This is a genomic window from Paenibacillus odorifer (genome assembly GCF_000758725.1).
Lineage (GTDB): Bacteria > Bacillota > Bacilli > Paenibacillales > Paenibacillaceae > Paenibacillus_AQ > Paenibacillus_AQ odorifer.
Window position 1 is genome coordinate 5630740 of the sequence record NZ_CP009428.1, and the last position, 24978, is coordinate 5655717.

Below are 24978 nucleotides of genomic sequence, written 5' to 3' on the forward strand. Positions count from 1 at the left end.
GCATTGCCTAAGATGTGATGCGGAATCCAACGGACTGCTGTTGCAGCTTCCAGAGCCGGTCGTACAATCCGCCGCGCAGCAGTAAGGCATCATGTCGTCCCTGCTCTACCAGCTGACCGTCTTCCAGTACGATAATGTTGTCCGCACCGCGTATGGTTTTCAGCCGGTGAGCGATAACAATGACGGTCCTGCCCGTAATCAACGCATCAATTCCTTTCTGGATTTCGGCCTCATTCTGCGGGTCAAGCGATGCAGTAGCTTCATCCAACAGCACAATTGGAGCGTTCTTGAGAATCGCACGGGCAATGGAGATCCGCTGCTTCTCCCCTCCGGAGAGCGTGCTTCCGCCTTCGCCTACCGGCGTATCATAACCAAGCGGTAATTTCATGATGAAACCATGGCAGTGAGCCATTTCCGCTGCCTGCTGAATATCCCGCTGCGACGCCCCCGGCCGCCCAAAAGCAATATTGTTCCCAATGGTATCTTGAAACAGGTACACATCCTGAAACACCACCGATACGGATCCTAGCAGATGTTCTGGATCAATCTCCTTGATGTTGCGCCCACCTAGCAGAACACTCCCTTTTTCAGGATCATAGAAACGTGAGATCAGGCGCAGCACTGTACTCTTGCCGCTGCCTGACGGACCCACAATTGCAGTCAGTGAACCTTGCGGCATTTCCAGACTTAAATTTTTGAGAACAGGCTCTCCTCCATAGCTGAAGGTTACATTGTCAAACCTAATGGTGCTGCTTTTAGGAAGAGGACTCGTAGCACCTGTCATTACCGGCTGGCGCAGCAGGTCTACTATACGTTCACCCGCTTGTTCGTTGTAGCGGAATTCGGCATAATTGGCTAGCGCCGTGGTCAATGGATCATAGATTCGTGTGCCGACAATAAGGAATACTGCCAACTGCAAAATACCGAGCTCCCCGCCTAATAATAGATGAACACCTACGTATATCATTAAGGTCAGCCCCGCACGGAGAAGAGCCATAGCGGTTAGAATAACCGGACCGAACATCCCTTCCAGCTTCACACTTTCCTTCATCAAAGTTTTAAAAGAGTTATCCAGACGGACAAATCGTTCTCCTGTCAGATTATAGGCCTTCATCACCCGTATGCCGTTCAAGTATTCTTGCAATCGGTTCGCAGCGTTCAGCTTGGCCTTCATATGATCCGCTCCGAGTCTCCGCCGAAGCTTGCCCGATATATACATGATCAGAAGAGCAACCGGCAGCGCTACGAACATGGAAATCGCCATCCGCCAGTCCAGAAACAGTAAACCAGCAAGTGCAAATATCGGCAGTACAAAAGCCCCCGCAAGCTGTGGCAGCAGATGTGAAATGCCCGTCTCAACGAGCGTGAAATCACCCATCATCATATTGGCTAAATCACCTGGGTCCCGGCGAGTCAGGTAACCCAGCGGAAGCTTCCGCAGATGTTCTGCTAATTCCGCACGTCCCTGTGCAGCAACATTGTATGCCCCGCGGTAAGCGGTACGATAGGCGGGAATCTCACTCAGGAACATCAGCACCATGACGGCGACAAGCCCTGCGCAGATCCACCAAAGGCGTTCTGTCTGAAGTTCTGCGCCCACAGTAATATAAGGAGCAAAAATCAACCGCACCGCCTCAATTACAAGCGCGAACGGAAGCACACTAACTAGATTAGCCAGCAAGGAAAAAAGTACAGGCTTCAGCAACTGCTGCGGTTTGCCGGCAGTAATATTATGCAATACCTTCATAGCTGATCCCCTCCTTTTTCCATATGCCAATCTCCGGCGTCACTGTAGGCATGCCACATTTTGGCGTAAAGCCCGTCCGCCTCAATCAAACCTGCGTGCTCTCCACGTTCCACGATTTCTCCATCCCTCAGCACCAGAATTTGTGCAGCTTCACGTATAGAGGAGAGTCGGTGAGCAATGACAATAACCGTCTTGCCGCGCATAAGCTCCGTAAGTGCTAACTGCATATGAAACTCATTTTCCGGGTCGGCAAAAGCAGTCGCTTCGTCGAGCACGAGCACTGGTGCATTTTTGAGAATAGCCCGAGCTACCGCAATGCGCTGCTCCTCACCACCCGAGAGATAGACACCGCCTTCACCAATTAACGTATCGTATCCCTGCGGCAGCCGAGTAATGAACTCGTCGCATTGTGCCGCTCTGGCTGCAGCCTGGACTTCCTCCAGAGTCGCTCCCGGTTTGCCGACAGCAATATTCTCATACAAAGTGTCATAGAACAGGAAGGTTTCCTGAAATACAAAAGCAACTGTATTCATTAATTCATGGATTGCCATATGGCGAATATCGACTCCACCGATACGGATCGCACCCACTTGCGGGTCCCAGAACCGCGGCACCAAGCTGGCCACCGTCGATTTTCCCGAACCTGACGGCCCTACCAGCGCTGTAACCTTCCCTTGTTCTGCACGGAATGAGACTTCGCTGAGCGCCGCTGCAGTCCCTGCATCTTCACTGTAGGAGAAGGTTACATCCACAAATTCAACGTCAAAAGTATGCGGGGATAGCGGTTCTGCTATTTCTGATACAGGCTGCTGTGCCAAGAGACGGTCCATCCGCTCCACGCCTTCGCCAATATCCCGAGTGCTTGAAGCCAGCAGAAGTAGCTTGTAGAGCGGAGATGAAACGCCGGGCGCCATAATTAGAAAGAACAGCAGCACAAGCGCAAAAGACATGGAATCCGGTCGGCCGCTTAGCATGAAGATGCCCACCGGCAAAATAAAGGTAAACGGTGACGCCAGCAATGTTTTGAATAAGATATAACCTGTTTGATAACGGTCCGTATACTCCAGACAATAATCGCGGTAGCTGGTCATATCACTGTAGAACTTTCTGAAAGAATGCACCGTCTGCCCGAACACCTTAACCGCCGGCATCCCCCGTACATACTGCACCGCCGAAGTATTGATCTGCTCCAACGAATCATGATACTGCTTCACACTGGCCTTGCCTCTGCTGCTCATCATAAGCGCTGACTGCACACCTAATCCTATAATTATCGGCAGCAGGCAAGCTACCGCCAACGGCGGACTAAGCCAAAACATCGCCACGATCATCAGCACCGTAGAAGCCAGCACGCTGACTAAATCGGGAAGCTGATGCGCTACGAAATTTTCCACCTTGTCGACATTCTGCTCTAGCGTTTTCTTGACCACGCCAGTTGATGTCCCATTCAGGAAACCGAGCGGCAATCTGCCCAAATGCTCGGTCATTCGCACACGCAAATTATATTGAATTCGAAAAGCCGCAATATGCGAGCACATAATACCACAATACGAAGTCACCAGCCCTCCGATTAACCCTCCAAGTGCAATCCACCCCCAGCGGATCATATACGTACCGTCGACCTGTCCAGGCGATGAAGCATGGCGCAGCAGCTCTGCCAAAATGAAATAAACAGACAAAAACGGAATCAGCATTAATACAGCGCTGACAGATGACAATATTCCGGACAAGAGCAGCAAACCTCGCTTCTCTCCGGCGATCTCCAGCAGCCTTGGCATGCCGGTTTTGGTTTTACTCACAGCTGTTCCCCCACTCTTGGTAATTACGCACAAAAAAAAGTGCACTGAGAATGATTCTCTGTGCACTAGTGTATAGGAACGTTGTTCACGATTGCTACCGTTTAAGGGATTATAATTAACCAAAACAGGAGCATCTGTGCAGGAGGATACGGACTTACAACTTAATACCGAAGAGACGCTGCCTGCCGCTGATCAGATATTCTCCTGGACGCACACCGAACTTTTTGCGGAAGGCTGCCGAGAAATGACTCACATTACCGTATCCAACCCTGGAGGCTGCTTCACTTACAGTCATACTCCCTTGTTCCAGCAGCTGCTGCGCTCTCTGCATCCGTTGTTCGATAACGTAAGCATGCACGGTATAACCAAACATTTCCTTAAAGCCCTTTTTCAGCTTAAACTCATTGAGGCATATAATGCGAGAAAGGCCTGCAAGCGTTGGCGGGTGCAAATAATCACGCTGCAAAATCTCCTTAGCGAGCCGCAGGCTCTCCATATCCTCTCTGGACAGCTTGACCGAGCACGGAATCCGCTCTGCTTCATATAAAGATTCATTGAGATAAACAGCCATTAGCTCCAGCATTTTGCCCTCCAGATAAAGTTCACGCATGCCATGGCTATAGGAACAATCCGCAATCTGCGACAGAATGAAGCGGATGGATGGTGTGATGTTATTTTTTCCAAAAAACAAACCCGCACCAGCTCCAATGCGAAGCCGTGTATCTTCGGTCAGACCACTGGTCATCCGCTCAAATTGTGCCGGGCTCATATCTATGCTGATGAATCGGTACCCCGCCCCACTCAGGTATGTGCAGTTTTCACTTCTTACCCCGCCATGAAACAGCGCAATTTCTCCCGTATCTATAATAAAATAGTCCGATTTCAGCGAAGTCCCCCACTCAATGCCATGCCCTATGCAGAAAGCCAGCTCCGTACGCGGAGTGCTAAAATTGCCCTTTGCTTCGATATCCCGATTAAACCGGAGATTAAAATCTGTCATCTGGATATACCCATGGCTAAGCAGGCTGCGGCAACTGCCTTCCCCTATTTCGACTGGGGGTTTAATCTCAAAATGAGCCCCATTAAAACGGTAATTATAATCTACCCCTTCACATGTAAGCGTCTTATGGGCATCAATCGTTTCTGCTTCTTTCAGTCCATTGCTTCGCTCCATGCTCATCCCTGCTTCCTCTTACTTTGGGTTAATTATATATGCAATGAGAATGATTATCAATTAAACATTACGATTTCCTCTTCGTTCAAACTGAGCAGTTGGGCAAATAAGCTGGAATATAAACAAAAAACCTTCCCCACCCCGAAGGGTGAAAAAGGCTTACACGCATCACTTCAAAGACATATCTAGCATTCCTAGCTATTCTCGTTTCTTGCCAACTGCACCAAGATAGATAACAAATTCTTCATCGCCGTCTAATTCTAAAATCTCATCTATCAACTTTTGATCATAGATTCCAATTGCGCAAGCACCTGCACCGATGGATTCGCTGGCTAAATAAAGGTTCTGGCAGACATGTCCAACATCGATGAGGATTTTTTTGTGAGCAGAAATATCGTACTTCCATTCGGAGCGGTAGGGTGTGGTACTCCAGGCAAACAATACAGAAGCCTTTTTGGCAAAGTTAGGGACAAAGGGCTGATCCAAAGTAATAGCATCAATCTTTTGTTCAAGTTGATCTAATTCAAACATAAATAAGAGCTTATGTTCCACAGGCAGATATCTGTAGATCCCTTGCCCAATACCCTCTACCCGCATAATCATTAAATAGGTTTCAAAGGTGTGCGTCGCCCCACTGCAGGGTACAGTCCGCAGCGTAAGTCCGTTCTTATTCATACCGCTAATCCCTTGGGTAGCCCATAATAAATAGGATAACTCCTCCAGACTCATAGTTTCCTCAGAATAGAACCGTGTACTTCTTCTTTGATCTATACAATCAAAAATATTTTCTTTACTCACAACGTCTTTGCTGACCTTGGGCAAATCAATAATTAGTGAATCTGAATCAAATGGCTTAACAATTGGCGGTTGTGCAATTCCCTTGATCTTATCTGTTTTGATATGTTTGAATTCATGAAAATTGGATTTCAGAAAATTTCTTTGTTGTTCATATCTGGTCATAACAGATCCTCCTGAACTACCTTAATATCTCTAATTTATCATGTCATAAAAATCATACGGTGATCTAACTCACTCTTCAGTTGCTTTTGGTGCGTAAACAAAAAACCTCCCTTTGCCCCGAAGAGCAAAAGAAGGCTTAAACGCGTCACTTCCGAAGACATGGCCAGCTATATTTTCAGCTCCCCAAGCTTGATCAGCTCGACAACCGCTTGTGAACGGCCTTTAACGTTTAGTTTTTGCATTACATTGGAAATGTGGTTTCGAACTGTTTTTTCGCTGATAAATAATAAGCCAGCGATATCACGAGTCGTTTTGTCCTGCACGAGAAGCTCAAAAACTTCGCGCTCACGATGAGTCAACAGAAATTTGCTGTGGTGTTCGTTCCCCTTCAATGGTGTCACCCCTCCTTGCCCTGGGTTTGTTTGGTATAACAAGGTAAAGGGATACAGTCAAAACATATTATGTATTGTTGATGTTAATGGTGCTGTAACAATTATAAAATGGGCTTAGTTCATTCAAATGCAAAATCCTGAAATTTTCATGAATAAGAACATCTTTTTTCAGGGCAAACTACGGTTTGTTGTTCCTTATTAAAGGAGGTGTATGTATGAGCCATTCAAAAAACAATCAACCCACCAAAGCAGAAGTACAAACAACGAAATTAAACAAATTACCACTCGTAGGTAAATTCGAACCTGAATTTTCTGCAGAGGAAGCTGCAGAAGTGTTCGAAAACCAACCCTCTGCCGATCATGAATCCCATAATGAACGATAAAAAGCAGATGACCTTTGATCTTATTCTTAAGCAGATCAAACCTTCAAAGAATGGGACTGTCGCATTAACAGCTTAATTAACTATAAATGAGACGGTTCGCTTCATTTAAACATCGTAAACAATATAGAGCAGCGATTCGCCATTAATGGGAATCGCTGCTTTATGTTGTGGACCGTCGGCTGCCCGCTCCAATAGTGTATTCATCAGCCCCAACTGAGGCTTTCGGACCCAGATGGCGTTATTTGCAAATTTGTCGTCTTTTGAGCGAAGTTTCGGACTCCAGTGACGCTATTCCTTAGAAACAGGCCCATATTCGGTACTTTTCAAGTCAATAGTGACTATGCGGTCCGATAGCGACTCAAATAACGAATAATGCTGCATTTAGTGTCATCTGAGTCCTTTAGTTACTGCGTATGCCCAAAGATCAACTTGTCGGTTACTGCTGACTACGCATAAACGTTCTCTGAGGCGGTTACTGCTGCGTACGCATAAAGGTTCGCTGGGGCCTTTACTGCTGCGTACGCGCAAAGGTTCGCTGGGGCTAGAGCTGAGTTCGTTGTTGCTGAATATGCGAAGAGAATAGTTGGGCCGATTACATAGTACTGTGTACGTTCGCTGGGTCGGTTACTATTCTGCTTTTTCAATTGTAATCGGATACATTACCACAAACCATACTCCCAACCCTGGGAGTTTTTTTGTCGGGCAATTATTACAATGAGATACATCACATTTTTATATTGACAGTAATTGTATACGGACTTATGATAAGTCCAGCATAATTGATAACGATTATCATTTAGATATAAAAAAGGGGTGTTTTTTTAATGAAATTTACTTATGCGGTGCCTGCAGGTCTGCTTGCAGCCTCCATACTATTTACCGGATGTACCAATAACAACAATTCTACAAATACTGCTGCTAACAGCACTACAGCCACCACTGCACCGGAGACTGCTACGGCTACCACTGCACCGGAGACTGCCACCGCTGACTTTACGTCAGCTATAGATTCATATCGTACATACGTCATCCAGCAATGTGATGAATTTGTGAAGCAAACAGAGAGTTTCACCAACGCTGTAAAAGAGGACAAGATTGATGAGGCTAAGGCGCTCTACGCTCCTGCCCGCATGTATTATGAACGGATTGAGCCTATTGCAGAAGCACTTGGCGATTTGGACCCAAATATCGATGCCCGGGAAAATGATGTAGATGCGGCAGAGTGGCGCGGTTTCCACAAGCTTGAGAAAGCACTCTGGCAGGACAATACAACTAAAGATATGACAGAAGTTGCTGACCAATTGTTGAAGGATGCACAGCTGTTACGTGCGAAAGTTGAGACCGTTGAGATCGACGCGAATCTGCTCGTAACTGGTGCTGTTGAGCTTTTAAATGAAGTCTCCTCCTCCAAAGTAACCGGAGAGGAAGAACGTTACTCGCACACAGACCTGTATGATTTCGTCGCAAACGTTGAGGGCGCGCAAAAGATATACGAGCTGTTAAAACCAGAACTAGCTAAAAAGGATGCCGATCTTGAAAAAACCATTGGTGAACGATTCGCTGCCTTGCAAGCTGAGCTTGCCCCTTTCAAATCCGGAGATGGATATGTTTCCTATGAAGAGCTGAAAGAAGATGAAGTACGTAAACTGAGTCAGAATTTGGACGCCTTGGCTGAGCCATTGTCCAACATGGGAACTATTCTAGGAGTGTGACCCTCATGAATAAACATAACAAGTTCACTGGAGTACCAGGTAATCCTGAAAGTCCCCCTCTTAATGATCAATCGAAGAATGATCCTATATTTGGTAAAAAATTAAGCCGCCGCGATATGCTGCGGCTTACTGGCGCCACTGGCCTTGGTCTTTTGTTAGGGGGCGGAGGTGTCGGTGGAATTATAGCTGCGCGTAATGCTGTAGCTGAGCCAACGAAAGCCGCAGAAGGTGATTCCAGTTCCATTCCTTTTTATGGGAGCCATCAGGCGGGAATTTTGACACCTGCACAAAACTTTATTTATTTTGCTGCCTTTGATTTCACCACAACCAAACTGGCCGATGTGAAAAAACTAATGCAAGCATGGACCACTGCCGCTGCCGCTCTTACTACTGGCGAGCTTATTGGTGACGTAAATGACAATCCCAATCTTCCGCCCTCAGACACCGGGGAAGCGGACGGGCTAAACCCTGCACGGTGTACGCTGACCTTTGGTGTTGGCCCTTCCTTTTTTGATGAAAGATTCGGCTTAGCTTCGAAACGCCCAGCCCTATTGGCCGATCTTCCGGCATTTGCGGGTGACAATCTTGATCCGAAATGGTGTGGCGGGGATATTTGTGTGCAAGCCTGTGCCGATGATCTGCAGGTTGCATTTCATGCGATCCGCAATCTGGCTCGTATTGCCCGGGGGACTGCTGTACTACGCTGGACACAGGAAGGTTTTCAACGCACTGGAGCAGCGGATCCCAAGGGGGCTACGCCACGCAATCTTTTGGGTTTCAAAGACGGCACGGGCAATCCCGATACAACTGATAACGCTGAAATGAACAAAGTGGTCTGGAACAGCAGCAGTGACGGTCCTTCTTGGATGAGCGGCGGCACTTATATGGCGGTACGCCGGGTGCGTCTGCGTATTGAAGTCTGGGATCGGTCTTCGCTAAGTGATCAGGAGGCTACCTTCGGGCGTTATCGTCACACCGGAGCTCCACTCGGAGCTAAGGATGAATTCGATGAGTTGGATCTTTCAGCGGCGGACGCTTTCGGGAAACCTGTCATTCCGGCGAATTCACACTCCGCATTGGCGCATGGTGACGGTACAGTCAAAATGCTGCGCCGCTCCTACTCTTTTTCCAGCGGTTTGGATGTCACCACGGGCCAGCTTGATGCAGGTTTGTTATTCATAAGCTTTCAACGTGATTTAATGAAACAATTCGTTGCCATTCAGCAGCGCCTCTCTAAGACTGATCTCCTGAACGAATATATGACTCACACCGGCAGCGCGGTATTTGCCTGCTTCCCGGGTATCCGCAGTGGCGGCTTTATCGGGGAAACACTACTAAGCTAAATTTATGGCTGTCCATTATTGAAGGGGGATTATCCCGATGTTATCTCTTACGCATCCTAAACGGCAAATGCCAAAGGTTGCCTTGCTGATTCTTTTTGGCTTTTTGTGTATGCTTTTGCTCTCCAGCCCCGCGGGGGCGGAGGGCGATGGCACGGTCGACGAGCTCCTGCCGCCGGTCGGCAGCGCGCTCGTCGAAGCCGGCCAGAGCCGCTGGGACGCGGCCGCCGCCGATGTAGAAGTGTTCGCTGCGCTGTGGCGCACCGCGAACACAGGCACGCCGGACCCGGCACTCGCCGGTCCGGCTGCTGCCGTTGACGCCGCGCTTGCAGACGCGGCGAAAGCCCTTGCGGCGGGCGGCGGCGAGCCCGCCAAAACCGCACTGTCCACGCTCGCGAGAAGCGTGGACGCGTACGTCACCGCCGCCTCCGGCACGGTCGGCGGTGATACTGGAGCCGCCGGACGCGAGACGGCGGCGAAGCTTTTGCCCGCGGCGGAACGCACGCGGGATGCGGCGCGCAGCGCCGACTGGAGCGCGGCAGCGGCAGCGTACCGCGACATCGTCAGCGGATGGAAGCCGGCGGAGCGCAACATCCGGGCGGACGATTCCGCCGTCTACAGCCTGCTGGAGACGCGAATAAGCCTGCTGCGGATTGCGCTGCAGGCTGAACCGCTCCGTGAGGCGTCGGCGAAATCGGAAGCAGAAGCACTATATCAGCTGCTGGCTGATTACAGTGAAGGCAAAACCATTGACGCTGGGGACACTTCCAGTGAACCAGCTTCTATAGAGGGATTAATCAACTACCTGAACAAAGCATCCTCCGCTGCCAAAGACAATAACAGCACAGAGGCCGCTAACATCATGGAGCAATTCATCGTAGCCTGGCCTTCTGCCGAGGGGCAAGTCCAGATCGCCTCACCAACAGTCTACAACAATATCGAAAACGAGAGTGTGGCTGTCACAGGTTACCTGCTCTCAAATCCACCTAAACTGGATCAAGCTTTAACCATCATGGACAATATGCTTAGTGAACTAACGCCTTTGGCTGGTGAGACCACTTATAATGCTTGGGATGCCGCTTTGATTCTGTTGCGCGAAGGACTTGAGGCTATTCTCGTCTTGTCAGCTCTTCTTGCTTACCTGAAACGTGATGGCAACGCCAAAGCGCAAAAATGGATCTGGTCCGGTGCAGCTGTCGGCCTCACCGCAAGTATCGGATTGGCTGTTGTGCTCACTTATACCATTTCTCGGGCAGCTTCCGGGGGAGCGCGGGAGATGATTGAAGGGATTACTGGTCTTGTCGCGGTAGTTATGATGCTCACCATCGGACGCTGGTTGCATAGCAAATCAAACACTGCGAACTGGAACAACTACGTGGGTAGGCAAGTTGATGGCGCGCTGGCCAAAGGAAACCTTTGGTCACTGTCCTCCGTTGCAGCGCTTGCGATTTTACGTGAAGGTGCAGAGACTACTATTTTTTATGTGGGCATGGCTCCATCCATCAAGCTGTCTCAATTACTGCTTGGGATTGGATGTGCTCTGATTATTCTTGGTATTGTAGGTTATGCAATGATTGCCTTGAGTGCAAAATTACCGATTGCCGCCTTCTTCCGTACAGCTACAATTCTTATTTATTACCTAGTATTCCGCTTTCTTGGGGAGAGCATTCACTCGCTTCAGGTCGCTGGCAAACTTCCTGCGCATGTACAAGAGGGCTTGCCTTCAATTAACTGGCTTGGCATGTATCCAACTTGGGAAACCTTGCTTCCACAGCTGCTTGTCCTGCTGTTTATTGTGTGGGAGCTGCTTCGGAACAGATCGCCAAAAGCTTCACGAACAGCTTAGTTTTATTAATACAATAGATCTACCGGTCCGTCACGCCCTTGTGGTTACGCCGGTTTAGTCCGGTAATCTCTTGCATTTACAGTCTAATTTATGAAATGGATTCCATAGCAAGCTTTTTATTTGGGAGGTTATTTGCGGACAATATGATAAAATAAAATGACTATACACAAGCACCAAAGGGAGGCTGTTGTACTCTAATGGCTAATATTAAAGAAATTGCCCGTATGGCTGGTGTTTCCGTGACAACAGTCTCGCGGGTGCTCAATAATCACCCTTATGTAAGTGAAGTCAAACGAACCGCAGTTCTAACTACAATTGAAAAATTAAACTACACGCGTAATATGAACGCTGTGCATCTGATCACTGGGCGGACTCAAGCTATAGCTGTTATTATTCCGTATACCAACTTATTTTATTTCTCAGTCATTATAGCAGGCTTGGCTCAAGAAGCACTGCTGGCTCAATACCGGCTCGTTCTGTGCCAAACCGATTATCGTACTGAAGAAGAAATTAAGGTGCTTGAGATGCTGCGCAATAAAGAAATTGACGGTGTGGTTATGGTCTCTTCAACAATGAGCTCAGAAGCTATTGAAGAATATACAGCTTATGGCCCTATTGTGGTATGTCAGGATAGAGGAGAACGCCAATTTTCTTCTGTATATATTGAGCATTATTCTGCTTTTCGCAGCGGCCTTCAATATTTGAGTGATAAAGGTTACAGCCATATTGGCTACTGTGAAGGAAGACCACACGGCAGCAGCAGCTCTATCCGACAAATTGCCTTTAGAGACTTTCTGGCGGCTACAGATCATCCTTACATTGATGAATGGATGATCTATAACTGTGTGACCGAAGAGGACGGTGCCCGCGTACTACACCAACTGCTGCAGATGAAGAATCGTCCTGATGCCCTGATTATTTCAGCAGGCGATCATATAGCGGCCGGTTTAATCATCGAAGCTTGGAAAAAGGGTATCCGCATTCCTGAGGATCTGGCCGTCATCGGATTTGATGATCAGCCTATCGGCCGAACGTTAGGTCTGACCACTGTAGATAATCAGTTAACTGAAATGGGCATATCCGCTTTTCGGATTATCTATGATCAGATCCAGCGAAATGATGGACAACCCGTTCACCGCAAGCTTGAGTACCGTATTATAGAACGCAATACAGTATAGCATCCCTTTTATCTTATATCTCCGTCGTAATTACATCATTTAACGGTCCACTTTGCAGCCTTCTGCGAGTAGGCCGTTTTTTATTTTTGCATATTCCCCTCTAGTATTCATTTTTATCCCTTGCTTCCGAATGGAATTTGTTTTATCCTAAGTATGAAAATAATTTTCTACATTTAGTTAATAATTATAAAAATAATTTCAATACCCCATTGAAACGAGGTGGATGAATGGATGTCCCCAATACTGCATGCACTCGAGCATGAGAAGGCCAAGCTCTCTCAAATGGAACGAAAGCTGGCTGAACGAATTCTCTCCTCACCAGGCGAAATCGTTCATATGGGCATTACAGAATTAGCAGAACAATGCGGAATAAGCCCGGCAACGATCACACGTTTCTGTAAGGTGCTTCATTTTAAAGGCTTCCCCGACTTCAAGGTGAAGCTGGCAGCAGAAATTGCTCATAGTGATGCCGCGCCGCAGGATGGTGGCTCTTCTTATCAAGATATTGTAGCAGGCAACCCACTCTCCGTGATTGTGGAAGCGATGCAGACGAACCATCTGACCTCCATCAGGGACACTACTTCCCTGTTAGATCTGGAGCGACTGCAGGCAGCAGTTAATTTATTGTGCCAAGCACGCCGCGTTGATCTATACGGGATGGCGACCTCTTCCATTGTTGCTCAGGATTTCTATCAGAAGCTGATCCGCATAGGCGTAAATTGCACTGCTTTTGCTGATTCCCATATGCAGATTACCTCTGCTTCATCACTCTCCGAAGGTGATGTCGTGTTCGCAGTATCCTATTCGGGAGAGACTCCCGAGACCATTGATGCCTTGATGTGTGCGAAGGCTAGCGGAGCAAGCACTATCGCACTAACCTCTTATGGCAGCAGCACCTTGGCTACTCTGGCGGATATCCCCCTATTCTCCTCATCTTTGGAGAAAGGTATGCGCCGGGGAGACATGGCCTCACGCATAGCTCAGCTTCACATCATTGATATTTTGTTCACTGGAATGGTCAGCACCCGTTTTGGGGATTTTATTCCTAGACTGGAGCAATCTTATCTCAATGTCCAACAATACCGAAACAAACGAGGAGGACAATCCTAATGAATATTCTAAAGTTCCATAGTGATGAAGATTTCGTACAAACGGGTGCGAATCTTATCGCCAGCCTACTGCAAAGCAATCCTAAAGCCGTGCTCGGTCTTGCGACCGGAAGCTCCCCAGTTGGTGTTTATGCCAAATTGGTTGAAATGCACCAAAAAGGACTTGTGAGTTTCTCTAAAGCAACTTCCTTTAATCTGGATGAGTATATCGGCTTGCCTGTCGACCATCCACAGAGCTATCGCAGTTTCATGAACGAGCAATTATTTAACCATATAGATATTGATCCAGGACAGACACATATCCCTAACGGAAACGCAGCGGATATGGAAGCAGAATGCCTTGCATACGATAAAATGCTGGAAGAAAACGGACCCGTTGACTTGCAGATTCTCGGTATTGGCAGCAACGGCCACATTGGATTCAACGAACCCGATGCTAACCTCAGCAGCAAAACCCATGTCGTTGACCTGCTTGATGATACCCGGGAAGCGAATGCCAGATTCTTCGACAGTTTGGACGAGGTACCTCGGCAAGCGATCACAATGGGCATTGGAGGCATCCTAAAAGCACGCCAAATTCTCTTATTAGTTCGTGGTGCCGGCAAAGCTGAAGCCATCCGCAATGCTGTTGAAGGCCCGATTACAACCCAATGCCCTGCATCCTTGCTGCAGAGCCATCCAAATGTAATCGTTCTCGTAGATGAAGGAGCAGGCAAATGGCTGAAATAAATAAAGAACTAGAACAGTTGCTGTTCGGTAAGGTACTGACTCCCCAAGGTTTAATTGAGCATGGTGTGATTGCCGTATCTGGAGAGCAGATCCACTATGCTGGCGATGCGGCTTGGCTCCCAGAGCGTTACGCTCATTGGCCTGCCAGTGGTCAAGCAACGGATCTTCTGATCCCCGGATTTGTAGATGTACATGTTCATGGTGGAGCTGGCCACGACTTTATGTACAGTGATACTGAATCGCTGAATGCCATCACTAAGTTCCATAGTTCCCAAGGAACAACAACAATGCTGGCTACAACCATGACCGCTTCCAAGTCTGCTATTGACCAAGTATTCTCCGAAGTCAGCGCTTATCGTGCTGCTGAAATGCCTTACACACAAATTGCAGGCATGCATCTGGAAGGACCCTTCATCAGCCCGAAATGGTCCGGCGCACAAAATCCAGAGCATATTGTTCCTGCCAATATTGAGTGGCTAGCACAATGGGAGAACGATTATCCAGGAATGATCCGGCAAGTCACGCTTGCTCCGGAACGTGAAGGTGCCCTCGAAGCTATTCTCTGGCTGCGCAAGCACGGTATAACTGCAGCGCTCGGGCATACGGATGCTTCCTTTGAAGAGGTTATTGCCGCAGCAGATGCTGGACTTAACCAAGCTGTGCATATGTTCAATGCGATGACACCCCTACATCACCGTAAACCTGGAGCGGCTGGAGCTATTTTGTTCGATAAACGCATTCGCGCAGAGATTATAGCCGACGGGATTCATGTTCATCCCGCAGCCATTTCTATATTGACCCGTCTCAAGAAAGAGAACAATTTATTACTGATTACTGATGCCATGTCTGCAACTGGACTTAGTGATGGTGAATATACAATTGGTGATTTACCTGTACTCGTTCAAAATGGCATCGCCACCCTTAAAGATAATCCTGCTGCTCTAGCTGGAAGCACACTAACGATGATTCGCGGCTTCCGTTATCTGATCCAAGAGGTAGGACTCAGCTTGGAAGAAGCCTCCCGTGCTGCAAGCCTTACGCCAGCGGCGTCCATTGGAATGGAGCGTAGCATTGGTTCCTTGGAGGCTGGAAAACGCGGCGATATCCTGCGCCTTGATGCTGAATTTAATATTTGCGGCGTATGGATCGGCGGACGTCCAATCACCACTTCATAAAATTAGCTCCAAACAAAAAAGCAACAATTCTCTCCAGATGGTGAGATTGTTGCTTTTTTATTTAGATCACAATAATCATTAATAATTACGTGTTGGGAAAATTCGTTCAACCATGGTACGGAATTCATCCACAAATCCTTTTATCGGATGACCAGCACGAGCCTCTTCAGCATAAACATTAGCGCGTTCCACGAAGTCAGGATTTGCTGATACGTATACATCCTTAATTCTCGCATCATGTTTTTTAACTTCTGCAGCAATTTTATCTTTAATTGCTTTGGTAACTGTTTCTGTTTCTCTTGTATTTATGGTGTTATTTGTGTTATTTGAGTTATTCGTGCTATTGGTGTTGTACATATGCGTCGAATTACTTCTGTAATTCGTGTCATGGGTACTAGGAGTGGTACTGCGCATGCCCATGCCCATTCCAGTTCCCATACCTTTTCCCATCCCCATATCTACATCATGTTTCGAGCCATCGCTGTTCAGCAGAGGACCATTATTATAAGTATGGTTTCTTGTCGTACCTGTTCCCATAGTACCTGTACCTGTACCCAACATACCCGCTCCCAAATTACCCATACCATTGATTCCATTTCTGGTTGCCGGTCCAGTACTTGTTGTACCAGGAACTGTATTTACAGTACCTCTTAAGGCTCCGTTCATACCATTTGTTACAGCTCCAGTATCATTCATTCCATCACGGCCAATTTTCACTCTTCCTGTACCAGACATTACGCCAGTCGGTCCATAATTGTGAGGAGTGGTTGAAGATTTTGCCCGATACGATGGAGTCCCTTTGGCACGCAGGCCAGCAGTTGCATCATTTAAAGTTACTGCTACATACGCGCTTTTACCTGCAAGCATTACATTCGCTGAACGGACTTCAGGCATAGCAGCAATCCGGTCTGCAAGCTCCTGACTAACTTCCATCTTAGTGATGTTATGCGTGCCACCGTGTACGGAATTTACACCAATACGCCCATCATTTACTCCCCGGACACTATTGGTTTGCACATTAGATTTTTCTGCCGTATTGGTTCCACACCCTGTAATACTCACCAAGCCGAGAAGCAATGCAGCTGAGACTGACATACTGATCTTGGATCGCAACATGAATTCATCCTCCATCTCTAATGTTGTATGTGTGCAGTGTACGATCGTTAGGATGACCTTCTGAAGAACAAGCTATCCTGAAAGGATTTGGAACTATGCCACTTTGACCGTCACCCGCGAGTGCAGATCGGCGTATCTTATAAACAGTAAGCCATATCTCAACAAGTCGGTATTGCTCCGCAAAAGTCAGGAGGCTTGTGCATGAAAGTTCTATTTACGTTTTATGTACCGAGTGGCGGGGTGGAGACATTAAATAAGCTGCGATGTGAAAGTCTCCAGCGAAGTGGGATCGAATGCCATGTTTTATATCTAATGCCGGGTTCAGGCCAGAATACGACCAATTTTCCGGTATTTGTCTCATCTTCAGATGAAGAAATTAAAAATTTGCTGGATACCCATAATTACGATGCTATTATTGTTACATCAGATTATTTATTACTGAAACGTCTGCGTGAACTCGGTTACCGCGGTATTATGATATACGAATCTCAAGGCCTTGGAAAACGCAGTCATGCGGAAACTCTGATCAGAGATGCTGTCCCTTATTTACGTTCTTATTGTAATGCGGTACTAATCCCGCCAACCGATCATTTGTTGGAGCTGTTTATTGAAATCTGTCCCTGGCTGCATCGTTATGTAATTCCGAATATTGTTGATGTCCAGTCCTTTCAGCATATCCCTGCTGAACCTCCGGCTAATCCGGTTATCGCTTGGGTAGGCCGGCTAGAGAGCAATAAAAATTGGCGGGAATACTTGAGAATCGCCCATGAAATTCGCCTTTATAAACCAGATCTTCATTTGTGGATGTTCCATGATCCTAATTTAGCCGCAGAGGATCAAAAACAATCCTTTCAGGAGGAGCTACACGCCTTAGGGCTGAATGATCGTCTAAGTACTTTTACCAATATTCCTAATCATGTAATGCCGATTTATTATTCCTCGATAGCCAATTCTGGTGGATTCCTGTTAGCCACCTCCATTACAGAAGGATTTGGATATGCTGTTGCCGAAGCGATTTGCTGCACTTGTCCAGTACTTAGTACAGATTCCGATGGTGTTAGATCCTTTATTGTTCATAATGTCACGGGTAAATTTTACCCGCTTGGCAATATTCCAACTGCCGTCAACGAAGGACTGGAGCTTATGAACAATATTCCTCTGCGAGAGGGTCTCCGCCAGCAAGGAAGAGGATATATGGTCTCACGCTTCGGAACCGAGAAGTATGCGCAGTCTTTTCGTGAAATGATGAATTCATATGCCATCTTCTAACCGAAATCAAGCAAAAAAACCTTCAAGCCACTTCTCAAGTGGTACTGAAGGTTTTTTATATTTTAAGGACATATTACTAAGAGTTCCTCGCTACGATCTCAAACAGTGCATTCTGAAACAATTGTGTGCTTTTTTCCCAAGTGAAATGCTGTGAATCCTGCTCCCCCTTACGAGCCAGCCGCTGGCGTAAATCCGGGTCTTTAATTAAGGTTATGATATCATCCGCGAGCCGATTCTCAAACCGGTAGGACATTAAGCAGTTGTGGCCATGCCTGCCATATTCCATATTCCCACCGGAGTAAACAGTAACGAGTGCTGCTCCACAACGCATAGCCTCGATGCCTGGTAGCGATCCCGTATCATACGTACTTGAGCTTACAAAAATATCACTCTCACTATAATGGTAACAAAGTTCAGTATCATTTGCAGGAGTCCTTATATGATATCGTTCATCCATTAATAAAGTTTGCAGTGTAGTCGACTCAGCAAATTCACCAGGAGGAATAATCAAATAAAGTTCAACTTCTGGATGAAGTCTTCTGACCCGATTTAACTGTTCAAGCAAATAATCTTGTTCACGATGACCTGAGAATCCTCCCTCCGGCTTTCGCATAACCGCGGAAACTACAAGCTTATTTTCAGGTTCACGAATGTTCAGGTTTCTAAAAACAGGATTCACACCAATGGGCACGATTGTCCCCTTAATGCCATGATTCATCTGGACGATTTCTTGCTGCCAGCGGGAAAGTACGAGCAGATTGCTGGTTAAACTATAAGATGCAAAAGAACGGCTATTGTCAGGTAAAAAAGTGGGCTCGTAGCAAAGTGCTAAGCGAATATGAATCCCTTTCCCCTCATTACTTGCCTGCTGCGATACCTCGACTGTGGTATAAAAGTTGGAGACAATCACGTCCCCCACTGGAAAATCGCTGGCCGACAAATCATCATCTGCCGCATAACGCAATTCACAATTTATCTCGTATTCAACGACACCATCGCTGGGCAAGAGGATCGTAATTTCATGACCGATCTCTGACAGACGATTAGCCAGTTCTGCCAGCATCCGTTGTGCTCCGCCCCTAGATAGAGTTAGAACAGGAAATATTAATTTCATTCCCCTCTCTCCTTTAGCAGCAGATGCGATAGAACCCCGTGATGTTTTGCTTGTACCAGTTCTATCTCTCTTTTCTGCGCCTCACTATGAATCACTGAGCCCATCTCTTGATGCACTCGATAATCAAGCTGCGGATGCTCAATATAAGACCAGCTAAAATGCGGTAAAATACGCAGCCATAAATCATAATCTTGAGTATATAACAACATTTCATCGAACGTTCCTACAGCACGAAATATATCCATATGAAGAAGAACTGTACTCCCATTCACCGGACAACCCAACATCATAGTCTCAATAAAATGGGCCCTGCTGCTAAAAAGCATACTTACCGTATCTGAGATCCGTTCTCCCTGCTCATTTATATAATAATAGGCTGTATAGTTAAATAAAGTGCCCGTACTTTTGAGCTTTTCTATTTGGTTTTTGATTTTATCCGGGTGAAATTGATCATCTGCACTGAGCCAGGCAAAATACGTTCCGGTAGCCACTTCTATCCCTTTGTTCAAAGCAGAGGCCGTCCCGCCATTATCCTTTTGTATATAAATGATCCTGTCACGGAAGGGAGTCAACTTCTCCAGCCATAGGGTAGAACCGTCGTCGACTACAATGAGTTCTATATTCGGATAGCTTTGATTCAAGACACTTTGGATGGCGAGATCCACATACGAACAGTTATAAAATGGGATGATCACCGATACTTTAGGTTCTTCACTCATACGCGCTCACCTCCTTCACCCGGAGCTCAACTTTTTATACTGTTTTACAAGCAAGCAAGGCATCTACTGGTGCATGGTCTTCACCGAACGCTTCTCGAAACGATGGGTTTTGGGCATGATGGAAGCCTTTCAGTACCGTTACCTCATACCCCAGTGCAATAAAATCCTCCGGCTCCCATCCGCTCCGGTGCTTTTGATAATGCTCCCCCTGCAAATGATAATGATCCATACCCTCCTGTGGAAAAAAGCCCCGAGGGGTAAATACAACTACTCGGTTATTGGCGATTCTTTCGGCCATCCCGAGCAGTGTCTTCGCTTCATTTTTATTAAAGTGCTCTATTGAATCAATAAAGGTAACCGCTGAAAATGTTTTGGGGAGGAACAATTTATCCATATGACTGGCATCTGCATGTACCGGAATAATATGAGGTGCCTTATATTGACGATGCAGCAGGTACGGCCTGTGAATTTCTAATCCAAGCACTACTGCGGCTTCATATCGTTCAAGCAGGGTACCGGTGCCGCTGCCGATATCCAGAATACTCTCGCAGAATTTCAACTGTTCCAGTAAGACTGGCAGAAAGTCATTCACTTCAATTTCCCGGTACATTACCTTCAGCCCCCCATAGAAGAAATCAAGTGCTGCAGCGAATTCTTGTAGCGGGCATTGGTCGCAGCTGCCTCTGCCATAATTACATCAAAATATTTGATCGTTCCCATGCCATCATGAGTCCGGTAAGCTGTAAGTGATTGATTCAACATCACAGGTGGATATCCGTTCAGAATGGCGCGGAACCATAAGTCATAATCATGTGTGTAAGGAAGTGATTCATCAAAAAGCCCTATGGCTCCAAACACCTCTCGTTTAAACATCACCGTACAGCCATTAATGGGATTACCGTGTAAAAAACAACGTAAGTAATCCAGGTGACTAGGAAACAATGGCGCAGCATTCAGCTGAACCAGCTGCGATTGAGCGTTAATATAATTAAAGTTGGTATAGGAGATTAACAAGTGGTTCTGCTCCATGAACAGAACCTGATTGTTGATCTTATCCCGATAAAATAAATCGTCTGAACTAAGCCAGACCACATAGTCCCCTGTTGCATTCAAAATGCCGTGATTCAGTGCGGAGGCGGTTCCCCCGTTGCCTTTGCCCAAATAATGAATTCGGGAGAGATACGGTGTAATTAGATTGCTATGAGCGTGCGAGCCGTCATCGACAATAATGATCTCGTAAGGTTCCCAAGACTGGGAGAGCGCACTTTGCAGGGCGTGTTCAATATAAGGACAATTATAAAAAGGAATCACTACCGAAACCTTCGGTCTCATAACAACCTCCCCTCCCCGTTAACTCGGTAATAATTCAAAATATCCATTAACGATTGGCTAAGCCCAATCTCCGGACGCCAGCCCAGTGAAGACACATCAGCCTCAGGGGTTGATGCTTCTGAATGAACCTTCTTATCCGCTGTGGCTGCGATCTCTGAAATAGCCCGTTCAGCATCTGCAGGTCCCCAGTCCATTGGCACTGGTCCTACAGAATGACTGAGCAGCTGCTCCGCGATCTCCCCGAGTTCCCGCTGCTTCCCCGAATCGATGCGATAGATGGTTCCATTTGTACCTTTACGCAAAATGTAGTCATAAGCTCTAACGGCATCTCTAACATCTAAAAAATCACGCAGCGCATAACGAGAAGAGAGCTTAAATGGAGGTATTTCCTCATCTGGCTGGACTTCACTTCGAACAATGTGCTGTGCTAATAAAGAGCAGAAGCCGGTGGAAGGACCGGGACCAATCAGATTACACGGCTCAGCCAGCAGAATCGGCTGTTTAAATAAGGTGCCCCATGCGAGGGACACCAGCTCTTCTATTGTTTTGCTAAGGCTATACGGGTGTGGTGGCCCAGCCACCACACCCGGTTTGAACTTAAGTCTGGAGCCTGCCACTAGAATCCGACTGCTCGGCAAGCTTCGCATTGCCTCTAGTAAATATAAGGTGGCCATCACATTTGTCTCCATATAAAGCAAGGGATTAAGCCATGACTCGGGTACGGAGTTCTTCCCAGCCAAATGAAGGACAGCGTCCGGCGCAGTTTGCTTGATCATCTCAGCTACTGCTTTCCGGTCACTTAAATCACAAACATATATCTTTACTCCTTCTGGAAAAAGAGTGGAGGCAGCTGTCGATTGCGGCCGCAATACAGCGATAACCTCAGCCCCTCCTGCCGAAAATAATCGAACCGCATGTTGCCCGGTGAATCCACCGGCTCCGGTAATCAGAAGTCTTTGCCCTGTCATAAATACATCTCTGACTGTTTCATCCAGTCAGCCAGTTCCTGCAGCATTAAAGGATATGAAGGCAGCGGCAAGAGGAAATCCGCTCTTGTATTCACTAGTGTACGATCCTGAATATGTTCATCCTCAGGGATGATCTCCACATTTTCTTTATGAAAAGCCGCCTGAATATGCTGAAGCAGCTCATATTTACTTACTGGCTCTGGATGCGCTAAATGGATCAGCCCCGATACGGAGGAATCCAGCATTACATCCACTGCTTTGGCTAATTGGAGCGTTGTGACCCCGTTCCACATCACCCGCCGGTATCCTGAAACTTTACCACTCTGCGCCAGGAACCAATCCATCAGACCAATACCGCCTGAGCGGATTTCGGGGCCAATAATGGAAGTGCGAATCGTAAGATGCCCGGGTTTTTGCACCTCACCGAGGCTTTTCGAAATTGCATATACAGAGGTTCCATCAGGAGCATCCTCTTCGGTGTACCCTCCGCGTGTTCCTTCGAACACGCAGTCGGTACTGATATGGATGAGCCTTGCCTGAACATCCTCCGCCTTTCGCCACAAGTGATGAGGGAGAAAGCCATTCACGTGGTAAGCCCCAATTTTGTCACGCTCCGCGAATTGATTGAGAACCCCCATTGCATTGATAATGCAATGAGGGGAAACGATATCGACCAGCTTCTCAACTCCGGCTATATCGTTCGCATCTACATACAGCCCGCCAAGATCGCTCTTATCCCGGGTTGTATGGAAGACGTGATGCTTGCCCTGGCGGCGAAAATAATCCGCCAGCATATGCCCCGCCATACCGTTTCCACCTAGGATAAGCAGCTTCATTGCAGGAACCCTCCCCGGATCAAGATGCTTTTGATCTCTTCCCGATCCATCAGATTCGTCTCTGAACTGAAGCTATTGAAAGAGACATGAGGATAAGCGCTATAATGTGCCTTTAATTCCGGCATGTTCAGCGTAGGGAGAATTACTAGATACTGTTCATCGTAGACAACGGTAGTTAAGCTTTCGAAATCGCTCATCAGAATCTCGTGGATTTTCTCCCCCGGACGAATCCCGGTCTCGACAATACTCACATTGGACTCTCCGGAAGCTTCAATCAGCACCTCAGCAAGATCGATAATTCGGCAGGTAGGCATAGTCATGACGAAGATTTCTCCACCCAAGCTAACCTCAGAAGCTTTAAATAATAATGTAATAGCATCGCGTAGGGTAAAAAAGAAGCGGGTCATTTTCATATCCGTAATGCGTACCTGACCCTTATCCTTAATCTGCTTCATGAACAAATGCACGACGCTGCCGTTCGTTCCGAGCACATTACCTCCGCGTACAGTAACGAACCGGGTGTTTGAGCCAATCAGATTGGCATAAACGAACAATTTTTCCCCGATCGCTTTGGTCATTCCATAGAAGTTGGATGGGTTCGCAGCCTTATCGGTAGAGATGTAAATTGCTTTTTCAACGCCATTTACAATGGCAGCTTCGATCACATTTTGAGTTCCCACTACATTGGTTTTGAGTGCTTCATAAGGCTGATCTTCACAGACTGGAACATGTTTGAGCGCCGCCAGATGAAAGATGTAATCAACGCCACGGCAGGCTGCAATCAGCGCATCCTTGTCACGGATATCGCCAATGATAAAGCTGAGACGTTGATCTTCAAACTCCCGGCTCATCGCCACTTGAGCGGATTCACTGCGGGAGAATACGATGATTTCCTTAGGATTTTGTGGCAGAAGTTGCCTAATCAGCTCATGCCCCCAGGAACCAGTTCCGCCTGTGACCACAATCCTTTTATTATTGAACATGCAGGTTCCCTCCAAGCAAGAATTTAACTACCTTGACCGAAACATCCGGAGTCATGTATCCTTCCGGTGCCTCCCAATCCCGATTGAGCGCCGTCATCAGCTTGACGCTGCGAAGAATACTTTTCTGATCTACACCTGAGACTACATTGCTGCCACAATCCACTGTTTCTGGACGTTCCGTCGTTCTGCGAATCGTAACTGTTGGCACTTTCATCAAGCAGCATTCCTCCTGTACAGTCCCGCTGTCGGTGATGGCACATAAGGCGTGCTGTTCCAAATAGACAAAATCAAAAAATCCGAAAGGTTCATGAAATTCAACTAGTGGGTTCATTGGAAGGGAAAATTGCTCGGTAAGTTTGGAGCGAGTGCGAGGATGAATGCTGCATATTAAACGAATTCCAAAATGCTCAGCCACTGCGTTAAGACCCGACATAATTTGTACAAGGGACTCTGGATCGTCTACATTCTCAGCACGGTGGGCCGTGACTAGAAAATACTGTCCTGAGGTAAGCTTCAGCTGCTCCAGAATGTCGCTAGTTTGGATTTTGTGCTCAAAATGGGTCATGACCTCATGGATCGGATTTCCTGTTAACACGATACGCCTGCTGGGGAAACCTTCGCTGATTAGATGTCTTTTGCTCTGCTGCGTATAAGGCATATTAATGGTCGAAACGGCGTCGATGACACGGCGGTTTTTCTCTTCTGGTACTTGGAGGTCATAGCAACGGTTGCCCGCTTCCATATGCACCACCGGAATTCCCATACGTTCAGCCAAAATCGCGCATAACGCGCTGTTCGTATCGCCCAGAAGCAAGATACGATCTGGCTGTTCTTTTAGTAAAATGCTTTCTAACCCTCCGAACATGGCGGCAAGCTGACCGCCTAGTCCTGCTTGTTTATCCTGCAGCACATAATCCGGTGCCCGCAGTCCCAGCTCAGCAAAGAAAATGCCGCTGAGACTGGCGGTGAAGTTCTGGCCTGTATGCACCAGGATGTGCCGCTCAGCATGTTCGTCGAGAAGCGGAATGATTACACTGAGGCGAATGATTTCAGGCCTCGTGCCTAAAATCGTCATGATCTTCATGAGTTCACTCCCC

Annotated in this window: 23 protein-coding genes; 9 read left to right on the top strand and 14 right to left on the bottom strand. The window is 47.2% G+C overall.

The genetic code is table 11. The annotated features are described in order from the left end of the window. Positions 1 to 7: 7 nt before the first annotated feature. From PODO_RS24585 to PODO_RS24605, 5 genes are all read right to left on the bottom strand, one after another. A complete protein-coding gene (locus PODO_RS24585; protein WP_038573122.1) occupies positions 8 to 1747 on the bottom strand; it encodes an ABC transporter ATP-binding protein in 1740 nt (579 codons plus the stop codon). Beyond that, positions 1744 to 3525, bottom strand: a complete 1782-nt coding sequence (locus tag PODO_RS24590; RefSeq protein WP_038574818.1) for an ABC transporter ATP-binding protein — start codon at positions 3523 to 3525, stop codon at positions 1744 to 1746. The genes PODO_RS24585 and PODO_RS24590 overlap by 4 nt, the downstream gene beginning before the upstream one ends. 175 nt (positions 3526 to 3700) lie before the next feature. After that, entirely contained in the window at positions 3701 to 4726 is a 1026-nt protein-coding gene (locus PODO_RS32060) for a helix-turn-helix transcriptional regulator (RefSeq protein ID WP_051491081.1), read from the bottom strand. 192 nt (positions 4727 to 4918) lie between these two features. Further along, on the bottom strand, positions 4919 to 5680 hold the full coding sequence (locus PODO_RS24600; RefSeq protein WP_038573123.1) for a SagB/ThcOx family dehydrogenase: 762 nt from the start codon (positions 5678 to 5680) through the stop codon (positions 4919 to 4921). Between the two features lie 167 nt (positions 5681 to 5847). After that, entirely contained in the window at positions 5848 to 6072 is a 225-nt protein-coding gene (locus tag PODO_RS24605) for a helix-turn-helix domain-containing protein (RefSeq protein ID WP_019908812.1), read from the bottom strand. A 215-nt stretch (positions 6073 to 6287) separates the two neighbouring features. Between PODO_RS24605 and PODO_RS31575 the strand changes: the two genes are divergently transcribed. The 8 genes from PODO_RS31575 to nagA all read left to right on the top strand — a co-directional run bounded on the left by PODO_RS31575 (position 6288) and on the right by nagA (position 15544). Further along, positions 6288 to 6455 carry a hypothetical protein gene (locus PODO_RS31575; RefSeq protein ID WP_169744806.1) on the top strand — a complete coding sequence of 56 codons (168 nt, stop codon included), beginning with the start codon at positions 6288 to 6290 and terminating at the stop codon, positions 6453 to 6455. Positions 6456 to 7279: 824 nt separating this feature from the next. Beyond that, complete coding sequence (efeO, locus tag PODO_RS24610) at positions 7280 to 8167, top strand: iron uptake system protein EfeO (RefSeq protein WP_038573125.1); 888 nt, start codon at positions 7280 to 7282, stop codon at positions 8165 to 8167. A 5-nt stretch (positions 8168 to 8172) separates the two neighbouring features. Further along, positions 8173 to 9510 carry an iron uptake transporter deferrochelatase/peroxidase subunit gene (gene efeB, locus PODO_RS24615; RefSeq protein WP_038573128.1) on the top strand — a complete coding sequence of 446 codons (1338 nt, stop codon included), beginning with the start codon at positions 8173 to 8175 and terminating at the stop codon, positions 9508 to 9510. A 400-nt stretch (positions 9511 to 9910) separates the two neighbouring features. Beyond that, positions 9911 to 11353 (top strand): FTR1 family iron permease, encoded by a 1443-nt coding sequence (locus PODO_RS24620; RefSeq protein WP_244886390.1) that lies wholly within the window; start codon positions 9911 to 9913, stop codon positions 11351 to 11353. A gap of 197 nt (positions 11354 to 11550) precedes the next feature. Then, entirely contained in the window at positions 11551 to 12531 is a 981-nt protein-coding gene (locus tag PODO_RS24625) for a LacI family DNA-binding transcriptional regulator (protein WP_038573129.1), read from the top strand. Positions 12532 to 12762: 231 nt separating this feature from the next. Further along, entirely contained in the window at positions 12763 to 13641 is an 879-nt protein-coding gene (locus PODO_RS24630; protein ID WP_036679688.1) for a MurR/RpiR family transcriptional regulator, read from the top strand. Continuing rightward, on the top strand, positions 13641 to 14369 hold the full coding sequence (gene nagB, locus PODO_RS24635) for a glucosamine-6-phosphate deaminase (RefSeq protein WP_036679689.1): 729 nt from the start codon (positions 13641 to 13643) through the stop codon (positions 14367 to 14369). Before PODO_RS24630 ends, nagB begins: the two co-directional genes overlap by 1 nt. Beyond that, a complete protein-coding gene (gene nagA, locus PODO_RS24640; RefSeq protein ID WP_038573132.1) occupies positions 14357 to 15544 on the top strand; it encodes an N-acetylglucosamine-6-phosphate deacetylase in 1188 nt (395 codons plus the stop codon). Before nagB ends, nagA begins: the two co-directional genes overlap by 13 nt. 78 nt (positions 15545 to 15622) lie before the next feature. Here the strand turns inward: nagA and PODO_RS30205 are convergent, their stop codons facing one another. After that, complete coding sequence (locus tag PODO_RS30205) at positions 15623 to 16660, bottom strand: YhcN/YlaJ family sporulation lipoprotein (protein ID WP_052097298.1); 1038 nt, start codon at positions 16658 to 16660, stop codon at positions 15623 to 15625. A 201-nt stretch (positions 16661 to 16861) separates the two neighbouring features. Between PODO_RS30205 and PODO_RS24650 the strand changes: the two genes are divergently transcribed. Next, entirely contained in the window at positions 16862 to 17929 is a 1068-nt protein-coding gene (locus PODO_RS24650; protein ID WP_036679693.1) for a glycosyltransferase family 4 protein, read from the top strand. 76 nt (positions 17930 to 18005) lie between these two features. On the opposite strand, the gene PODO_RS24655 is transcribed toward PODO_RS24650, so the two are convergent. From PODO_RS24655 to wecB, 8 genes are read right to left on the bottom strand one after another with little or no spacing between them, the layout of a single operon-like run. Beyond that, positions 18006 to 19043: a glycosyltransferase family 4 protein gene (locus PODO_RS24655; RefSeq protein ID WP_036679694.1), complete on the bottom strand. Its 1038-nt coding sequence runs from the start codon at positions 19041 to 19043 to the stop codon at positions 18006 to 18008. Further along, entirely contained in the window at positions 19040 to 19762 is a 723-nt protein-coding gene (locus PODO_RS24660) for a glycosyltransferase family 2 protein (protein ID WP_036679696.1), read from the bottom strand. Before PODO_RS24660 ends, PODO_RS24655 begins: the two co-directional genes overlap by 4 nt. A gap of 34 nt (positions 19763 to 19796) precedes the next feature. Beyond that, positions 19797 to 20372, bottom strand: a complete 576-nt coding sequence (locus PODO_RS24665) for a class I SAM-dependent methyltransferase (RefSeq protein WP_038573134.1) — start codon at positions 20370 to 20372, stop codon at positions 19797 to 19799. A 5-nt stretch (positions 20373 to 20377) separates the two neighbouring features. Further along, the gene (locus PODO_RS24670; protein ID WP_036679699.1) at positions 20378 to 21094 is read right to left on the bottom strand and encodes a glycosyltransferase; all 717 of its coding nucleotides are present in this window, start codon (positions 21092 to 21094) and stop codon (positions 20378 to 20380) included. Beyond that, positions 21091 to 22062 (bottom strand): NAD-dependent epimerase/dehydratase family protein, encoded by a 972-nt coding sequence (locus tag PODO_RS24675; RefSeq protein ID WP_038573136.1) that lies wholly within the window; start codon positions 22060 to 22062, stop codon positions 21091 to 21093. Before PODO_RS24675 ends, PODO_RS24670 begins: the two co-directional genes overlap by 4 nt. After that, positions 22059 to 22898 carry a dTDP-4-dehydrorhamnose reductase family protein gene (locus PODO_RS24680; protein ID WP_036679702.1) on the bottom strand — a complete coding sequence of 280 codons (840 nt, stop codon included), beginning with the start codon at positions 22896 to 22898 and terminating at the stop codon, positions 22059 to 22061. Before PODO_RS24680 ends, PODO_RS24675 begins: the two co-directional genes overlap by 4 nt. Then, positions 22895 to 23881: a polysaccharide biosynthesis protein gene (locus tag PODO_RS24685; protein ID WP_036679704.1), complete on the bottom strand. Its 987-nt coding sequence runs from the start codon at positions 23879 to 23881 to the stop codon at positions 22895 to 22897. Before PODO_RS24685 ends, PODO_RS24680 begins: the two co-directional genes overlap by 4 nt. Then, complete coding sequence (gene wecB / locus PODO_RS24690) at positions 23871 to 24965, bottom strand: non-hydrolyzing UDP-N-acetylglucosamine 2-epimerase (RefSeq protein ID WP_038573138.1); 1095 nt, start codon at positions 24963 to 24965, stop codon at positions 23871 to 23873. The genes PODO_RS24685 and wecB overlap by 11 nt, the downstream gene beginning before the upstream one ends. Positions 24966 to 24978 lie beyond the last annotated feature (13 nt).